Origin of the sequence: Chelativorans xinjiangensis (assembly GCF_009812055.1) — a bacterium.
Lineage (GTDB): Bacteria > Pseudomonadota > Alphaproteobacteria > Rhizobiales > Rhizobiaceae > Chelativorans > Chelativorans xinjiangense.
On the sequence record NZ_WQNH01000039.1, the window covers coordinates 12,886 to 29,471 of the forward strand.

19 protein-coding genes are annotated in these 16,586 nt (G+C 60.7%); 11 read left to right on the forward strand and 8 right to left on the reverse strand.

The window, feature by feature from the left end:
- Window positions 1-36: 36 nt before the first annotated feature.
- From GM910_RS19780 to GM910_RS19790, 3 genes are read left to right on the forward strand one after another with little or no spacing between them, the layout of a single operon-like run.
- Window positions 37-648, forward strand: coding sequence for a sigma-70 family RNA polymerase sigma factor (locus GM910_RS19780; protein ID WP_246226232.1), 612 nt, complete (start codon window positions 37-39; stop codon window positions 646-648).
- Window positions 641-880 (forward strand): anti-sigma factor family protein, encoded by a 240-nt coding sequence (locus tag GM910_RS19785; protein WP_159590401.1) that lies wholly within the window; start codon window positions 641-643, stop codon window positions 878-880. Before GM910_RS19780 ends, GM910_RS19785 begins: the two co-directional genes overlap by 8 nt.
- Window positions 881-913: 33 nt before the next feature.
- On the forward strand, window positions 914-1,702 hold the full coding sequence (locus GM910_RS19790; RefSeq protein WP_159590403.1) for a methyltransferase domain-containing protein: 789 nt from the start codon (window positions 914-916) through the stop codon (window positions 1,700-1,702).
- Window positions 1,703-1,754: 52 nt separating this feature from the next.
- Here GM910_RS19790 and GM910_RS19795 read toward each other — a convergent pair whose 3' ends face one another.
- The 5 genes from GM910_RS19795 to GM910_RS19815 all read right to left on the reverse strand — a co-directional run bounded on the left by GM910_RS19795 (window position 1,755) and on the right by GM910_RS19815 (window position 7,356).
- Entirely contained in the window at window positions 1,755-2,471 is a 717-nt protein-coding gene (locus GM910_RS19795; protein WP_159590405.1) for a tyrosine-type recombinase/integrase, read from the reverse strand.
- Between the two features lie 236 nt (window positions 2,472-2,707).
- The gene (locus GM910_RS19800; protein WP_159590407.1) at window positions 2,708-4,219 is read right to left on the reverse strand and encodes a tripartite tricarboxylate transporter permease; all 1,512 of its coding nucleotides are present in this window, start codon (window positions 4,217-4,219) and stop codon (window positions 2,708-2,710) included.
- A 10-nt stretch (window positions 4,220-4,229) separates the two neighbouring features.
- Window positions 4,230-4,718, reverse strand: a complete 489-nt coding sequence (locus tag GM910_RS19805; protein WP_159590409.1) for a tripartite tricarboxylate transporter TctB family protein — start codon at window positions 4,716-4,718, stop codon at window positions 4,230-4,232.
- A gap of 12 nt (window positions 4,719-4,730) precedes the next feature.
- Window positions 4,731-5,732: a Bug family tripartite tricarboxylate transporter substrate binding protein gene (locus GM910_RS19810; RefSeq protein ID WP_159590411.1), complete on the reverse strand. Its 1,002-nt coding sequence runs from the start codon at window positions 5,730-5,732 to the stop codon at window positions 4,731-4,733.
- Between the two features lie 31 nt (window positions 5,733-5,763).
- Window positions 5,764-7,356: a sulfatase gene (locus GM910_RS19815; protein ID WP_159590413.1), complete on the reverse strand. Its 1,593-nt coding sequence runs from the start codon at window positions 7,354-7,356 to the stop codon at window positions 5,764-5,766.
- A 99-nt stretch (window positions 7,357-7,455) separates the two neighbouring features.
- Between GM910_RS19815 and GM910_RS19820 the strand changes: the two genes are divergently transcribed.
- The 4 genes from GM910_RS19820 to GM910_RS19835 all read left to right on the forward strand — a co-directional run bounded on the left by GM910_RS19820 (window position 7,456) and on the right by GM910_RS19835 (window position 10,939).
- A complete protein-coding gene (locus GM910_RS19820; protein ID WP_159590415.1) occupies window positions 7,456-8,379 on the forward strand; it encodes a LysR family transcriptional regulator in 924 nt (307 codons plus the stop codon).
- 394 nt (window positions 8,380-8,773) lie between these two features.
- Entirely contained in the window at window positions 8,774-9,157 is a 384-nt protein-coding gene (locus GM910_RS19825) for a VOC family protein (RefSeq protein ID WP_159590417.1), read from the forward strand.
- A gap of 168 nt (window positions 9,158-9,325) precedes the next feature.
- On the forward strand, window positions 9,326-9,715 hold the full coding sequence (locus GM910_RS19830; protein ID WP_159590418.1) for a cupin domain-containing protein: 390 nt from the start codon (window positions 9,326-9,328) through the stop codon (window positions 9,713-9,715).
- Between the two features lie 297 nt (window positions 9,716-10,012).
- A complete protein-coding gene (locus GM910_RS19835; protein WP_159590420.1) occupies window positions 10,013-10,939 on the forward strand; it encodes an alpha/beta fold hydrolase in 927 nt (308 codons plus the stop codon).
- 190 nt (window positions 10,940-11,129) lie between these two features.
- Here the strand turns inward: GM910_RS19835 and GM910_RS19840 are convergent, their stop codons facing one another.
- Together GM910_RS19840 and GM910_RS19845 are read right to left on the reverse strand one after the other, a co-directional pair.
- On the reverse strand, window positions 11,130-11,660 hold the full coding sequence (locus GM910_RS19840) for a dihydrofolate reductase family protein (RefSeq protein ID WP_159590422.1): 531 nt from the start codon (window positions 11,658-11,660) through the stop codon (window positions 11,130-11,132).
- Between the two features lie 388 nt (window positions 11,661-12,048).
- On the reverse strand, window positions 12,049-12,966 hold the full coding sequence (locus tag GM910_RS19845) for an NADP-dependent oxidoreductase (protein ID WP_159590424.1): 918 nt from the start codon (window positions 12,964-12,966) through the stop codon (window positions 12,049-12,051).
- Window positions 12,967-13,210: 244 nt separating this feature from the next.
- Here GM910_RS19845 and GM910_RS19850 point away from each other — a divergent pair, with 244 nt between their 5' ends.
- From GM910_RS19850 to GM910_RS19865, 4 genes are all read left to right on the forward strand, one after another.
- Window positions 13,211-14,086, forward strand: coding sequence for a LysR family transcriptional regulator (locus tag GM910_RS19850; protein WP_159590426.1), 876 nt, complete (start codon window positions 13,211-13,213; stop codon window positions 14,084-14,086).
- A gap of 152 nt (window positions 14,087-14,238) precedes the next feature.
- Window positions 14,239-14,685 carry a peptide-methionine (R)-S-oxide reductase MsrB gene (msrB, locus tag GM910_RS19855; protein ID WP_159590428.1) on the forward strand — a complete coding sequence of 149 codons (447 nt, stop codon included), beginning with the start codon at window positions 14,239-14,241 and terminating at the stop codon, window positions 14,683-14,685.
- Window positions 14,685-15,197, forward strand: a complete 513-nt coding sequence (gene msrA / locus GM910_RS19860) for a peptide-methionine (S)-S-oxide reductase MsrA (protein WP_159590430.1) — start codon at window positions 14,685-14,687, stop codon at window positions 15,195-15,197. The genes msrB and msrA overlap by 1 nt, the downstream gene beginning before the upstream one ends.
- Before the next feature lie 51 nt (window positions 15,198-15,248).
- Window positions 15,249-15,737, forward strand: a complete 489-nt coding sequence (locus GM910_RS19865) for a peroxiredoxin family protein (RefSeq protein ID WP_159590432.1) — start codon at window positions 15,249-15,251, stop codon at window positions 15,735-15,737.
- 145 nt (window positions 15,738-15,882) lie between these two features.
- Here the strand turns inward: GM910_RS19865 and GM910_RS19870 are convergent, their stop codons facing one another.
- Window positions 15,883-16,482 carry a tyrosine-type recombinase/integrase gene (locus GM910_RS19870; protein ID WP_159590434.1) on the reverse strand — a complete coding sequence of 200 codons (600 nt, stop codon included), beginning with the start codon at window positions 16,480-16,482 and terminating at the stop codon, window positions 15,883-15,885.
- Window positions 16,483-16,586 lie beyond the last annotated feature (104 nt).

A 16,586-nucleotide genomic window follows, 5' to 3' on the forward strand; every position in this document is an offset into this window, starting at 1 on the left:
GGTCGCGCTCCGCCCGATTGCGGGCGGGCGCGCCAGATGGCAGGATGCGACATGGGCGAGGACCCGGACCGTGCCTTCTTCAGGGCCGAGATCGAGAGGCTGACCGACTGCCTCTACGGGACCGCCTTGCGGCTGACGCGCAATCCGGCCGACGCCGAGGATCTGGTGGCCGAGACCGTGCTCAAGGCCTGGGCGCATTTCGGCCAGCTCTCGGACCGTCAGTCCTTCCCCAAATGGGTGTTGCGCATCCTCGCCAACACCTTCGTGTCAAACCGGCGCCGCGTCCGCCCCGAAAGCTTCGAGCCGCTCGATATCGACGACGAGGAGTGCTGCTTCTCGCTGTTCGAGAAGATGCACCAGCCCTTCCTGCTCTGGTGGAGCAATCCCGAGCAGGAGTTGATCTCCAAGATGCTGCGCGAGGACATAGAAGCCGCGATCGACGCGATCCCGGATGCGTTCCGCACCGTGCTGATCCTCGTCGAAACCAACGGACAGTCTTACGCGGAAGCCGCCGATGCACTCGGCCTGCCGGTCGGCACGGTGCGCTCGCGGCTCAGCCGCGCCCGCTGCCTGCTGCAGAAAGCTCTGTGGGAGCAGGCGCTTGAGACTGGTTTGCATCCACAGGAGCGGAAGGTGGCAGATGCCTGAAAGCAAGTACATTCGCTGCGAAGAGGTGGTGGAACATCTCCTGACATTCCTCGACGGAGAAGCCGAGGAGAGCCGCAGGAAGCTCATCGCGCAGCACCTGGAGGAATGTCGGAGCTGCTGCTCCAGGGTCGATTTCGAGCTCGCCCTGCGCCACAAGGTTCAGGAAACCGCGACGCGGAAACCGACCGTGCGGCTCAAGCAAAAGATCAGGCAGCTCATCGACGAGTTCTAACCGGAGAGAAAAAACAAGAAAGGCAGGTGCGCCATGGTTGCGGTGTTGGGGTTCAATCGGGAGCAGATCCTGAATGCCGTCCGCGACATGTACACGGACGTCGCGCGCGAACCGGGAAGGGTCTTCCACTTTCCCACCGGCCGGGAGGCCTGCCTCTTCGTCGGCTACCCGCAGGAGTGGCTGGACGCCCTCCCTGCCACCGCGGTGGAATCCTTCGCCGGCGTCGGCTTCCCGTTCCGCGCCGGAATCATCAAGCCCGGCGACCGCGTGCTCGACATCGGCTCCGGGTCGGGCACCGACGTTCTGAGCGCCGCACGGCTGGTCGGCCTCATGGGCAAGGTCTACGCGCTCGACATGACGCCGGCCATGCTCAACAAGCTGCGCGACAATGTCGAACACTGCTGGGCCGAGAACGTCGTCGTGCTGGAAGGCAACGCTGAGGCGATCCCGCTCCCGGACGCCAGCGTCGACGTGGTCACCAGCAACGGCGTACTCAACCTGGTGCCGGACAAGCCGCGCGCATTCGCCGAGATCTTTCGCGTGCTGCCCCCGGGCGGCTCCGTGCAGATCGCCGACATCGTCGTCGGCAAGCCGATCAGCGAGAACTCGCGCGCCAACCCGAAGCTCTGGGCCGAATGCGTCGTCGGCGCCTCGATCGAGGACGATTATCTCAACATGTTCCGCGACGCCGGCTTCGAGGACGTCAGCGTCCTGCGCGGCTTCGACTATTTCGCAGCGAGTTCCAGCGACGACACCCGCCGCGTCGCCGGCGCTCTCGGCGCCAGGGCGGTGGAGATACGAATGACCAAACCGGAGTGTTGAACGCAACAAAGCGGGAGGCAATACGCAGTCAGCACGATGCCCGGCTTGTCATCTACGACACCGGTGGGCACATGCTCGTGGGCCTCGACGAGGACGCAAGAAAGCTGGTCCGCGGCTTACTTGAAAGCGTTGGTGCAGCGCCCTCTGTCCCCTCTGCCAATGCGAGAGCATCCTCGGTGTCCACGCCGAGATAGCGGACGGTGTTCTCGATCTTGGTGTGGCGAAGCAGGATCTGCACCGCGCGCAAGTTGCCTGTCGCCTTATAGATTATTGAGGCCTTGGTCCGCCGCAGAGAATGCGTGCCGTACTCCTCGCGGCGAAGGCCGATGGCCGAAACCCATTCATCGACCAGACGGGCATATTGGCGCGTGCTCATGTGTGCCGAATGATCGATCCGGCTCGGGAAGGCATAGTCGTTGATCGTTCCGCCACGCCGCTCAAGCCAAGCGAGCAGGCTCGCCCGTGCGTCGGCCATTAGCTCAAACTGAACAGGACGACCAGTCTTCTGCTGAATCACCAATGCACGAGTCCGAATCTCCGGCCCGATGACCAAGGTGGCAATCTTGATCTTCACGAGGTCGCAGCCTTGCAGTTTACTGTCGATGGCGAGATCGAACAGCGCGCGATCTCGCAATCGACGTTCGCGATCAAGGAAGAAGCGGATTGCCCATATCTGTCGCGGCTTCAACGCTCGTTTCGCGCCGACCTTCTTGCCGGCATTCCAGGCACGCCGCTCCTGCACAGCAGGGTCATATTGTGAATGTCCCATGATACTTCTCCTTCGGCCACCATTGGCCAGAAGGAGAACGCAGCTTGGAACACGCCTGCCCGGGGGTCGGTACCGGACTGGCGGCTATTGGCATTCTAAAATAGATAGCAGACGCGCTCTAGGTGTTCATTGCCGTTTCCGAGTTGGATTTCTGTTGGTCTCTTTATCCAAGGCCGCGTCCAAAGTACGATGTTTGCCTGTCTTCGCCTCCCGCATCACTGGCACGACCTCCGCCTTCAATTGTTCGCACTCTCCGTGTCGCTCTTGCTTCGGCTTCGTCGTCGCATCGCGAACCATACAGCGCCTGCGATTAGAAGCACATTGATCGCCAACAAGGTAGCCGAAACCGGTCGGTCCAGAAATATCCAGTAGCCCTCGCGGGAGATGAGGAGCGACCGCCGCAGATTGTTTTCGAGAAGCGGGCCGAGGATTACGCCGATCACCAGGGGCGCCAGCGGATAGTTTGCCGATCTGAGCAGAATCCCGAGCAATCCGAAGCCCAGCATGACCCAGAGGTCGAAGACCGATGCCTGCAACGCAAAGGTTCCGATCACGCAGAGCAACAGGACCGTGGGAACGAGATAGCTCTTCCGGATGCGCAGCACGTAAACGAAGAGCGGCGTTGCCAGGATGCCGGCGATGAACAGGAAGACGTTGGAGATCATGTAGACGAGGAACACTCCGCCCACGATCTCGGGTTGCTGTTCGAAGAGTGTGGGCCCCGGAAAGTAGCCCAGGATCAGAAGCGCACCGATGAGGACAGCCGAAGAAGCGTCCCCTGGGATGCCGAGGGCGAGCGAGGGTATCAGCGTTCCGCCGACCGTGGCGTTATTGGCGCTTTCGGCGGCGACGACGCCGCCTTCGGCTCCGTCGCCGTAGGGCTCGTGCGGCTTCGCGGCGGCTTTGGCGACAGCGTAAGCGCAGAACGAGCTGATGACGCCGCCAGCACCGGGCAGCGACCCGAAGAACGCGCCGATGGCGGAGGACCTCAGAAGATTGAACCAGTGGCGCAGTGTTATCAGGACTGAACGGAAGCCCGGCCGCGCTATGGAGATTTCCGGCTTGTCGCACAGTCCAGGGCGCGTCACCTGAAAGGCCATTTCGGACACTGCGAACAGTCCGACAACGATGGCGACGATGTGAAACCCGTCAAGCATCTGGTAAGCGCCGAAAGTGAAGCGGTAGCCAGTAGAGAATTCGTCCGTGCCGATGGTGGCGACCAGTAGACCCAGGACTCCGGTCATCAGCCCCTTGAGGACCGAGCCATCTGATACGACGGCTATGGCGATCAATCCTGTAATCGCTAGGGCCGTATACTCGGGCGGTGCGAAACCGCTGGCGAACCCGGCCAGAAGGGGCGCGAACAGGATCAGCACGACGCCGCCGAAAAGCCCGCCAAGGGCCGAGGCGGAGATGGCGATACCGATGGCGTCCGCGGCCCGTCCCTTCTGCGCCATGGGATAGCCGTCGAACAGAGTTGCGGCCGCCAGCGGCGTGCCGGGTATCCGCAGCAGAATGGCCGATATCGAGCCGCCGCACGAGCCGCCGATGAAGATCGCGATTAGGAAACCCATCGCCGCGACAGGCGGCAGGCCGATCGCAACCGGCAGAAGCAGGATGATGCCCATAAGCGGCCCGAGACCGGGAAGCGCTCCGACCATGAGACCGAACATGACGCCAAGAAAGGTCAGCCCGATCGCCAACGGCGTTGCGACCAGAGTAAGGCCGCTGGCCAGAGAATCCAGCATCGTCGCCACCTTACCAAGGAATGTTTAGCTGGAACACGCCGCCCGGAAGCACGATCTTCAGATACGCTTCGAAGAAGTAGGCGAGCCCAAAAGAGATCACGATCGCCTGCGGCAGGATGCGCATTGGCCTGCGCATCCCGCACAGCAGCATGACCGCAGCCAGCATCGGCACGGTCGTCAGGTGATAGCCAAGCCAACCGAGCAGGGCCAGATAGACGGCGAAGATGAGCACCAGCAGAGCCGGCCGGCGCAATTGTTTGGCCGAGGCGGGGGGCTCGTCGGGCGCGCGCCGGATGAACATCAGGATCGACTGAAGCAGTGCCATGCCGCCGAGCAGAATCGCAACCGCCTTCGGATAGGCCGCAGCGTTGTCGTAGGGACTGCCCGAGGCGATTCCCTGCTCGACCATGTCTGTCGCGATCTGCTGAAAGACGATCCCGACGATCACCAGCAACACGGCGACCGTGAGCCAGTTCGCTTGTCTGACGGTGAAGCTCACAGCCGCCCTCGCTCAGTTGCGCAGCTGCTCTAGCTGTTTCTCTTCCCAAGCGAGCGCGTCGCCCATGGCAGACAACTGTCCGGCCACGGGCCCCACCACCTCCTCATAATCGGCGTGATCCCACTCCAGCGGGACGAAACCGACACGCTCGATCTTCTCACGCACGTCCTCGCGCGCCATCGCCTTGCTCATCGCCTCCCGGAGCACGGCTACACGGTCCTCGGGCGTGTCGGGGTGAACCACCCACCAGTTCCAACCCATCGGGGCCAGGCCCGAAAGTCCGAGATCAATATCGAGATCGGCAATGCTGGGTGCGCCGTCATAAGAGGCCTTCGCGCCTGGCAGTTCCGACAGAACCAGCAGGATGTCGTATCCGTCCTTGTCCTGCAGGTAGGCGCCTACGTTGATGAAGGCGAAGTCAAGCACCCCGGCCTGGAGATCCTTCCTTGCGTCGCCATCCGTCTTGTAAGGGATGTTTTGGGCGACCACTCCGTAGGATTGCAGAACCTTGGCGATCACCATATGCGGGAGGTTGTTGCGCGATCCAGAAGAGTAGCGCAGTTCGCCCGGGTGCTCCCGGCCATATTCCATCATGCCCTCGAAATCGGTCCAGCGATCTTCGCCCTTCCGGACACCTATCGAGAACGCATTGGAGACGCCCGCGTGAAGCGGTGTGAAGTCCTTGTAGGTCCAGTCCGCGTTACCGAGCAACGGTTGCAGAACCAATGGAGCCACATAGCCGTCGATGATCGTGTAGCCGTCGGCGGGTTTGTTCATTGCTGTGCGGAAGGCCTTGGTTCCGGCAGCACCAGGCGTTGAGATCACAGGGATGGAAACCCCCAACTCGTCACCCATCGCTTCGGCAATGATCTGGCTGACAGACATCGCCACTCCCGCAGTCCAGGGAAAGATGTTCTCGACCGTGCGTTCCGGGAAGTTGGCTCGGGCTATGCTCGGCAGTGCGATCAGCGCCGCAATGGCAGACACGATCGACAGTTTCAACTTGGATTTCATGGTTTCCTCCTCCTCTGTTTGTTCAGCCTGTTCACACGGTTCCGGCGACCATTCCTCCTTCCGGCCGTTCTGTGACTAACGCGTAGTGCGCAAACACCTCCGGCGCTGCGTCGTGTAACCGAAGATGGTCCTCGATCAGCGACGTTAGCCGCTCGACCGTTTGCGGATCGCGGATCGGCTCTGACTGATCAGGATCCCGTTCGAGATCAAACAGGCAAGACCCGTCTTGCCATCTGGCCACGAGTTCAAACCCCGCCTCACCCACTCCTGGCGACATGTGCATGCGCATCAACTTGACCCCCTTGGTGAAGTCGAAGGGCTCCACAAGTTGGGCGCCGGCTAGTTCCTCGACCGAAAACATGTCCTCGAGGTGTGAGGGCATCACCGTGTAGAGCGGCAGGGCATTTGGTTCTCGGTTCTCTGGAAAGCGGAAATAGGTATAGCGCCCATCGGTTACGCAAATTGGTCCTGCGAACATGCCGAAGATCGCGCTTTCGCGCTCGCCGTTCTCGCCGCGCAACAGGCCCTCCATAGAGAACGAGGTGACCTCCTTCGGGACGTCCACCTCATGGAAACCCAGGATAGTCGGCATCAGATCGGTCGTCTGAGTCAGATCCGACACGCGCGCACCGGCGCGATCTGCCGTGCCGGGATGCCAGATCATCAGGGGGATGTGGGAGATTTCTTCATAGTAGGGCATCTTGTTCTTGCCCCACCATTCGTGTTCACCCAGCAGAAAGCCGTGGTCGGTGGTGAGGATCAGCGCCGTGTCTTTCCAGGCGTCAGTTTCGTCCATCCAGTCCAAGAGCCGCCCGAAGTATTCGTCGCACATGGCAACGAGGGCTGCGTAGTTGGCGCGAATCTCCGCCACCTCAAGTTCCGAGTTGGTCACCTTCTCGTACACTGGCCAGTCGAGTATCCGGCCACCATATCCAGACTTGTAGGCATCGCGGAACCGTTCGGGCGCTGCGAAGGGCTCATGTGGGTCGAAACACTCGATCTGTAGAAACCAGTCGTCCGCCTCCCTGTTTGTATTCAGGAAGTCGACGGCACGCGCGAAACATTGTGGTGTCGGATACTGTTCCTCCTCCTCAGTGAAAAGCATATTGGTCGCGTGTCGCGACCGCCTCCAACTGTCCTTCGGGGTGGTCGCCCGCGTTGCCGTCTTGCCTTCCTCCAGGCCGTCGAGCGGGTAGTGGCGTTCATCGAATCTCTCGCGAAGCCGCGCTACAGGCGGCGTCGTCATCACCTTGACCGGGTCGTATTCCTGTCCACGAACAAAGTCCCAGCTGTCGAACGCGTTGGCATAGCCCCAGCCGCCATTTTCAAGATAGTGAAGGTGGTCAGACACCAGATGTGTGTAGACGCCGTTTTGCCCCAGAAGCTTCGTGTAGGAGTTGTCGAAGGGCTCAAGCGGTCCCCATGGCCGGTGCGTAAAATTGAGCCGGCCGGTATGCATGTCGCGCCGCGCGGGCATGCAGGGAAGGCTGCCAACATAGTGCGTGTCGAACGTGACGGCCCGCTGGGCGAAACGGTCGAAGTTGGGCGTTGCGACGGCTGTTCCGCCGTATGCCCCCAGCGCACGACGGTTCAACGAATCGAAGAGCACGAAGATCGTCCGCACTTGTTCCTCCCTGGCACTTTAGGCCCCAATATTGCGGCGGCAGAGAGATACTGTAAAATCGCTTTTATGGGCACTAGAAATAGATTTTGGGAATGTCTCATGGACAAGAACCTCCGGGCCTTCATGACGATAGCGAAGGACAGAAATCTCACGTCGGCCGCGAAGATGCTGGGGATCACGCAGCCTTCACTGACAAAGCGACTAATCAACCTCGAGGAAACTCTCGGCTGCCGGCTGTTCGTCAGGCACCGACGCGGCATGAGCCTGACTGCAGAGGGCAGGGTTCTGATGCGGCATGGAACGCGGATCGAGCAAGAATACCTTCAGGCCCAAGAAGAGCTGCAGGGGTTGATGCATGCTGGTACAGAGGTATTGCGGATAGGTGCCGGTCCTCTTTTCCATTTGCGCTATGTGGCTCCAGCCTATGCCCGGACAAGGCAGATTTATCCGCAACTGCGGCTGGATCTTGTCGCAGACAACAACTCACGCACGCTGCCGCTGCTTGTCGACGGTCGGCTCGACCTTGTCCTTGGGGCTCTCGAGCCGGTCGACCCCGACCATTTGATCAGCGTGCTTCCAATGGTGCAGGTGGAGCAAAGCGTCGTGCTGCGGCAGGACGATCCGCTCGTTGACAACGAGGTTCTACTTCCGCCGCAGATCAAGCAGCTTACATGGGTCGCCTACAGTGAGCCACGGGACAACAGGCGAATGCTGAGCGACTACTTCGCGGCGCACAACCTCGGTGTTCCTGATTTTGCGGCCACCACCAGCTCTTTCTCGACGGGCCTCGACATTGTTCGCTGCACGAGTTTTGCGATGATGGCGCCGCTGCAACTCGCGTCCGCTATTGCAGAGCGCGGGCTGAGGGCGATCCCCGCCTCGCCTTCCATTTCCCCGCTCGCCGCCGGCGCCTACCTCCGCGAAAGCACCAGAACCATTCCCGCAGTCCGAACCTTCCTGGACGAAGTCGAACGCGAGATTCTGTCAACGCCGGGCCAAAATGGACCCACTTGGCTGAAGTGAGTCGTGCCTACCGCCGTCGCGCAGCAGGGGCGGGAAGCGAAAGAACCGCACAAGGTTTAGGAGATGGAACGGTTAGCGTCCGAATGCATGCTTCTCACCTTAAGGCGGAATGACCGCACCTGGCACACCTCGCCCGTGGCATTGATACCAGCGATGTCCGCTTCTGGAGGACGGCCGACGGAATGACGGGGCACACTGCCAATCGGCTGCAAGGATGGGGCCGGAAGGGGGCCGTCAGCTTTCGGGGCAGGGAGGCGAATAGTGGACATTTGGCATCTCCGATGCAGCCTCGTTTGTTTGTGTCACTTTCTGCATATTTGCCGAGACCTCCCTCCTGGGTGTCGGAACCGAAGCAGTTCATGCGTCCTTTGGATGTCAATCAAAGAGACATTCCATGAATGCACTCAACGACAAGTCTTCTTCGGCCATTGTCGCGGTGAGCGACATCGATCGGGCGAGGCGTTTCTACAGTGATATGCTGGGGCTTGAACTCAACGACGAAGGCATGGAAGGCGTGTTGGTCTACAAGACGGGTGCGACGTATCTCGTCGTCTACCCTTCGCAATTTGCCGGCACCAACAAGGCCAATGCCGTGGTGTGGGACTGCGGACCAGATATCGACGCCATCGTTGCCGACCTGGGTGCCAAGGGTGTGACGTTCGAGCGCTATGAGATGGAGGGCGTGTCATACAAGGACGGAGTCCACGACGCGAGCGGGTTTAAGATGGTCTGGTTCAAGGACCCTGACGGCAACATCCTCCATCTGAACAGCGCATGAGCGTTTCACCGACGTAAGGAGGGGACGACCAGATAGCGCACTTTGCCGCACCAGATATCCAGAGATTGGAACCGCGATGCAGGGCTATTCGGGTCGCGGCCCTGGATACGCCGGCGGGCTTCATACTGAACTGCGAAATACAGAGATGGACCATTCGCGAGAGATGACATGACGCGCAATGATTTCGACGTCAATTCTGTCAGGCCAAGCGGAAGCGCGCCTGCTCAGGCAACGCTTTTCGATCCAGGTGCTGACGGTCCCTGGCGTGGCTCTTTGCCGGGTGAAGCGCTCGGAGCACCGGTGACCGTGCTCGCTTACGGCACCGACCGCACTGGCGGAGGCCCACGTCTTCACGTGCATCCTTATGACGAGGTGTTTGTCGTGACCGAGGGTCGGGCCCGCTTTTTCGTTGGAGACACAGTTCTCGACGCGACTGCCGGTCAGGTTGTGTTTGGCCCGGCCGGCATCCCGCACCGGTTCGAAAATCTGGGACCAGGGCGCTTACAGACGATAGACATCCACCATTCGCCGCGTTGGATCCAGACCGACCTCGACTAGATGGCCCGGCACTACCACCTAGCACCGTAGGCGTTTTTATGCCCCCATACAATTTGCGGCGTAGATCCTTGAGACGAAAAGGCTCAACGGCCAACTGGGGGCCGTTTGCTGCCCGTCTGGTTGTGGCGGCGCAACTATGCAAGCCGCCGTTAACGCTTGCAAGAATCGTTACCCGCGATTGATCCATCTCCAACTTGGCTTCGCCCAGGGTCCGTCAAGGCGCGGAAAAAGTTCTACCAGGATTGTCGCAAGGCGGACGGGTCGTTCGTCCTAGGGATGGACCCCAAGGAGATCAAAATGACTAAACGCGCCTTACTTTCCATTGTCGCCGCGGCAACCCTGTGCCTTGCCGCACCGATCGCCACACTGGCGCAGGAGACCTTTCAGATGCCACAGCTCCCAACCCCTATCGAGTCCGGTTTCGCCGACGTCAATGGCGTCAAGATCTGGTACCAGACCTATGGCGAGGGCGACCCGTTGATCCTGATTCACGGCGGCTTCGGTTCGGTCGAGATGTTCGGACCCAACCTCGAAGCCCTGTCGCAGGACCGCAAGGTCATCGGCGTCGACCTCCAGGCACATGGCGGCACCGGTCCGCTCGGCCGCCCCATGAGCTTCGAGGCCATGGCGACCGACATCGCCGAATTCATCACGACGCTCGGCTACGATAACGCCGATGTCATGGGTTACTCTCTGGGCGGTGCCGTAGCGCTTCGCGTCGCCATCGACCATCCGGAGGTCGTCGACCGATTGGTTATCGTCTCGGCTGCCTACGCCTACAGCAACTGGCACGAATACAACTTCGAGGGCATGAGAGCGATCAACGCCGATCCCGAGGGTACGGCCGAGAGTATGGTCGGCTCCCCCATGCACCAGGGCTACGTGATGAAGGCGCCGGGCGGCGAGGCGAGCTGGGTCGACGCGGTCAAGGAGTTTGGTGCCTTCATCGGCACCGACTACGACTGGTCCGCCGAGGTACCCAACGTCACCGCACCGACACTGGTCGTCGTCGGCGACTGGGATGCCGTCCGTATCGGTGCCGCTACCAGATTTTTCGAGATGCTCGGGGGCGGCGCGCAGGACGCCCAGTGGGACCGTTCCGGAATGGGCCAGAACCACTTCGCGGTGATCCCCAACGCCACCCACTACGACATCATCAACTCGACCGCAGTGAGCGAGATCGCGATCCCCTTTTTCGACGGCTACACGCAGCCTCCGCAGTAGCGCAGTAAAGCGCAATCACTGGGGGCTGGCTCGCTTCAAGCACAGAGGGGGCCGTCTGCTGACTGTCCGGTTCTGGCCGAAAAACTGAGTAAGCCGCCGTTCGGCAACCGACCCCATGGCGGACACTAAGGCTGCCGTCGCCGATCCCAAAAGCTGCCTCTTCAGCGGTCCGTCAGGCTAATCGCCGTGACTATGCTGGAACGTATGTCAACCTGATCACGTCCTCGCCGATACGATCGCTCGCCACGAGGCGCAGCGGGGGCCGCGGGCCGGCGAAGAACGGCTTGCCGCCGCCGAGCACAACGGGATGGAGGTATAATTGATACTCATCGACAAGGCCCAGGTTGGTCAGACTTCCCGCCAACTCTGGTCCGGAAACTTCAATCACCCCATCGAGTTGAGCTTTCAACCCGCGTATCGCCGCCTCGACCTCACCCTCGACAAGGGTGGCGTTCGGGCCAACCGACTTCAACGAGCGCGACACGACCCACTTCGGTTGGCTCCGCCACGCCGCCGCATAGTCACGTTCTGCCTCGTCCCACTCGGAATGATCCTCGTCCCAATACCGCATCACCTCATACATGCGGCGACCGTACACACTGCCGGCTAGACCGCGCACGTCGTCGATGAAATGACGAAAAAGTACAGGATCGGGTGCAAATGCCGTGTGGTCGACATAGCCGTCCAGCGACTGGTTCAATCCAAAGACGAGCTTCGCCATATGGGATCTTCTCCTCGCCATCTTCTCGGAGGCTGCCGAGGGTACGCAAAAATGAAGCGGGCTACAATCCGGCGACCCACTTGCCGCCATGACCAATTATCAGAAGTCCTCTTTCCGGCCCATCGCGCACAAAGCAGACTATCGCCTAACCACCATGGCAGCCGATTAGGCGACTTCGGGGCCGAAACCAGACTGTCCGGTTTTGGTGTCTGATCGCGGGAAACTGCCGTTCGGCCAGACGATAAGACGCTCCTAGCAGGCCGAAATGACCGTATCGGCGCGGTCCTTGGATGAAGCGCTTCGTCCAAGGCCCGCGCGCGGGGCCAATCTGGCAAGCAGATACGTTGCAGGTGGAAGGGCTGCGAATACCCTCATTCTCCCCGAGTCCTCACGGACGAACGCGGATAACCGTCTTCCCCGCGCGTCGCTCGGTCGCGTTGAAGGTGGCGACGGCATCGTCGAGGGTCGAGACTTTGCCGATGTTCGTCCGCAGTCGTCCGTCCCGCACCCGCGGGACGATCTCACTCAGTTGGGCACGATCGGACTCGACGACGAAGTCGACCGCCAGGCCATCTGCGGGCCGCGCCTCGGCCGGTCCGACGACGGTCACCAACGTTCCTCCGGCTCGGATCAGGACTGCGGACCGCTTTTGGATGTCGCCGCCGATGACATCGAACACCAGATCGACTCCACCGACGTCTTCCAGGGCGTCGTTCTCGAGGTCGACGAATTCATTTGCGCCGAAGTCGAGCGCCTTCTGACGGTCGGCGGCGCGTCCGGTGCCGATGACATAGGCGCCAGCCTCTCGCGCGAGCTGCGTCACCATCGAACCGACTGCGCCGGCCGCGCCGTGCGCGAGGACGCTCTGCCCCGCCTGAAGGCGGCCGTGCTGAAACAGTCCCTGCCACGCGGTCAGGCCCGAGATCGGCAGGCTCGCGCCCACCGTGAAGTCGACATCGCCCGGCAATGGCGCGAGGTTGCGTGCCTCCATGGCTACATACTCCGCGAGCGTGCCGTCGCGATGCCAGTCTGCGAGGCCGAACACCCGCTGTCCCACCGACAGCCCCGTCGTGCCATAGCCGAGGGCGGTGACCACTCCGGCCAGCTCGTGCCCAGGGATGGACGGTGTTCGGTCACTGTCGCGGCGATCGGTCCAGGTCGAGGGCCACGCCAGTTCCGTCGGGACGAATCCCGACGCATGAACCTGAACGACGACGTCGTTTATCGCCGCCTGCGGCTCGGGACGCTCCACCAGCTTCATCCCGGCCGTTCCCGCAGCCTGGTCCGTCACAACGATTGCTTTCATGATAATTATCTCCTCGGTCATTTTCCGTTTGGTCGAAATGTTGCATGGATGGAACGTCCGTTCGGCATCTCATGCCGGGCATGGGAGCGAGCCGTAGCGTTCGTTGATGATCTCAGTTGTGGCAGCGCGGAACGAAGTTTTCCAATAGCCGGCGTGTATAGTTTCCATACAACGGCAATTGCTCCGGCCGACAGCGCTTGCCCGGTCTGAAAACGATGCTTGAGGAAGCGACGAAGGAAGAACAATGGAACTCAACCAGATTCGATATTTCCTGAACCTGGCGGACACCCTCAGCTTCACCGAAGCAGCCATGCGGAGCGGGGTGTCTCAGCCCACGCTCACCCGCGCGATACAGCGGCTCGAACAAGAACTGGGCGGAACGTTGGTCTATCGCGATGGAAAAGATAGTCGCCTGACAGCGCTCGGCCGCGACATCCGATCCGAATTCGCTGCGATCGCGGACCGTGAGCAGCGGGTTCGGGCGATATCCCTCAATCGGGTTCGCGGTCGCCGCGAGACTTTGACGCTGGGCGTCGTGAATACCATCGCGCCGGCGCTGATTACCGGGTTCGTTACGCACGCCCTTCGACAGATGCCGATGCTCGAACTGGTTCTTCAGCCAGTCACGCGCGACCAAGGAATGGAGCTGCTCCTCAGCGGCCAAATTGATGGGTGCTTCTGCACGGATCCAGCAGCCGGAAACTCAAAGATCGCCACCGCCGAAATGTTTCGCGAGCGACTGTTACTGGCGATGGCGCACGGACACAGCCTGGCAAGCCAGGCCTCGGTGTCTCTTTCGGACCTGTCGGAGCAACCGTACCTCGATCGGCTCCAGTGCGAATTCCGTACGCGCGTGCAAAACCATCTGCATGAGCGTGCGGTGATCATGATTCCACGGCTCAGATCCGAACGGGAGGATCTGATTCAACAGGCCGTGGCAGCGGGCGCCGGCGTTTGCATGCTGCCTGAGCGCTCGGCAATCGTAGAGGGATTGACGTTGCGCCCGGTCGATACGCTGGACCTGTCGCGCACGGTCGCATTCCAATCGATTTCGGGATCTGGAACGGCAGCGGCGCTGCGGCAGCTTCGTGTGCTGATCGAGCGTTATGTATGGTCGTGAAATTCCGTGGAAGCGCTGGCCTTATGGTGCGGCGACCGCACAAGCGTTCCCATTTGCATGCCGGTGGCAACATCGAAACTATAGTCGCGGCGTATTGGACACCTCCGGATCGAGTATCCATCTTCTGGGACAGGAATTCGAAGGAGGAATTCATGGCTGCCTACAAGAAAACGGAAGCCGCGATCGCCAGGTTGTCGCCTGAGGAATATCGGGTGACGCAGCAGAGTGCGACCGAGCGTCCTGGAACCGGTGCGCTTCTCCACAATGAAGAACCTGGTATCTATGTCGATATCGTCTCAGGCGAACCGCTGTTCGCATCGTCGGACAAATATGAGTCGGGCTGCGGATGGCCGAGCTTCACCAAGCCGATCGAATCCGCAAACGTGAACGAGTTGCGCGACACCAGCCACGGCATGATCCGGACGGAAGTGCGTTCGACGCATGGCCACAGCCATCTCGGCCACGTTTTCCCGGACGGACCGACCGATCGTGGCGGCCTGCGTTACTGCATCAATTCGGCTTCGCTGCGCTTCGTGCCACGCGACGAGATGGTGGAGCAGGGTTACGGTGAATATCTCAACCAGGTGGAGGACATCTGATGACGACTGAACGCGCTGTTCTCGCTGGCGGCTGCTTCTGGGGCATGCAGGATCTCATCCGCAAGCTGCCCGATGTGATCTCGACCCGGGTCGGGTACACAGGTGGCGACGTGCCGAATGCGACATATCGCAATCACGGCACCCATGCCGAGGCGATCGAGATCATCTTCGACCCCTCGCAGACCACCTATCGCCGATTGCTCGAGTTCTTTTTTCAGATCCACGATCCGACGACGCTGAACCGTCAGGGGAATGATCGTGGCACAAGCTACCGCTCAGCGATTTATTTCACCAGCGACCAGCAGAAGGCCGTTGCGCTCGATACGATCGCAGACGTTGACGCGTCGGGATTATGGCCAGGCAAGGTCGTCACCGAAGTCGAGCCAGTCGGTGATTTCTGGGAGGCAGAGCCCGAGCACCAGGACTATCTCGAACGAATTCCCCACGGGTATACCTGCCATTTTGCACGTCCGAACTGGGCGTTGCCGCACAGGACAGGTGCTGCCGCTTAGCAAACCCGCGGCTCGCGGCACAACGCCGCGAGCCTGCTATCGGAGGACTTCATGGAAACGGGAATTGTGGATTTGCCTGCCCCTCCGCTGGAGAATATCCGGTGGATCAATGAAAATGGCGACGAGCGTAGCCCCTTGACCCTGGCCGAGTTGGGGCAAGGCATCAAGATACTGTACTTCTTTCAGGATTGGTGTGCGGGCTGTCATGCACATGGCTTTCCCACATTCGTGACACTTGCCGAAGAACTTCGCGATAAAGGTGTTGGCCTGGCAGCCATCCAGACGGTGTTCGAGGGTTCGGAGGTCAACACCTTCGATCGTCTGCGGAAAAATCAACGACGATATGGACTGCGTGTTCCCTTTGGGCACGCCGTCACTGACTCGGCCTCAGCAGACGCCGTGCCTGGGATAATGGAGGCATACCGCTCCGGCGGAACCCCCTGGTTCGTGGTGATCGCGCCCGATGGCCGCGTCGTGTACGACGGGTTTCGGCTCGACGCGAAGAGCCTCGTCCAGACACTTCGGCCGCTCGCCGCCTGACAAAAAAAAGGAGCCTGGATACGCAGCTTGCCGGCCCGCCGCAGCCGTGTGTCAGCTTTCTGGAAAGTCCCCGCACAAACCAGACTGCCGGCTTCCCACCCCAACGCAGCAACGGCCCCAGCCAGTATGGTGGGGCCGCCGTCGGTCAGACTTCCGTCGCTTCGGCCAGCTCCAGCGCATCTTCTACGTCCACGCCAAGATATCTTACGGTGTTTTCGACCTTGGTGTGCCCAAGTAAGATTTGAACCGCACGAAGATTGCCAGTCGCTTTATAGATGATCGATGCTTTGGTGCGGCGAAGAGAGTGTGTGCCGTACTCCTCACGGCGTAGACCTATCGCCGAGACCCGTTCATCTACCAATCGCGCGTATTGCCGGGTGCTCAAATGGCCCAGGGAATCTACCCGGCTGGGAAAAGCGAAGTCATCGACCGTTCCGCTACGTCCTTCAAGCCAAGCCAGTAGGCTCGCCCGGGTATCTGATGTGATCTCGAATTGAACAGGTCTCCCTGTCTTCTGTTGGATGATCAGCGACCGAGCTCGTATTTCCGGACCTGCCACAAGCGTGCCGATCTTGATCTTGACCAGATCGCATCCTCGTAACTTGCTATCGATAGCGAGGTCGAAGAACGGACACCGCGAAGCCTGGGCAAACCACGCGCTCGACGGTCGCGCCCATACGTACTGCCGACCTCGCCGGCATGCCTCCGTGTTCCACCTACCGCGACACAGCTGAACGCATCGCATGGCTAGTTGCTAAGACGACCGCTTGCTAGGTCGGGAGGCAGTACTCGCCCGACACCGCGCATGGTGCGAACCGATACGAATCAGTCGTCTGGATCGACCGGGGT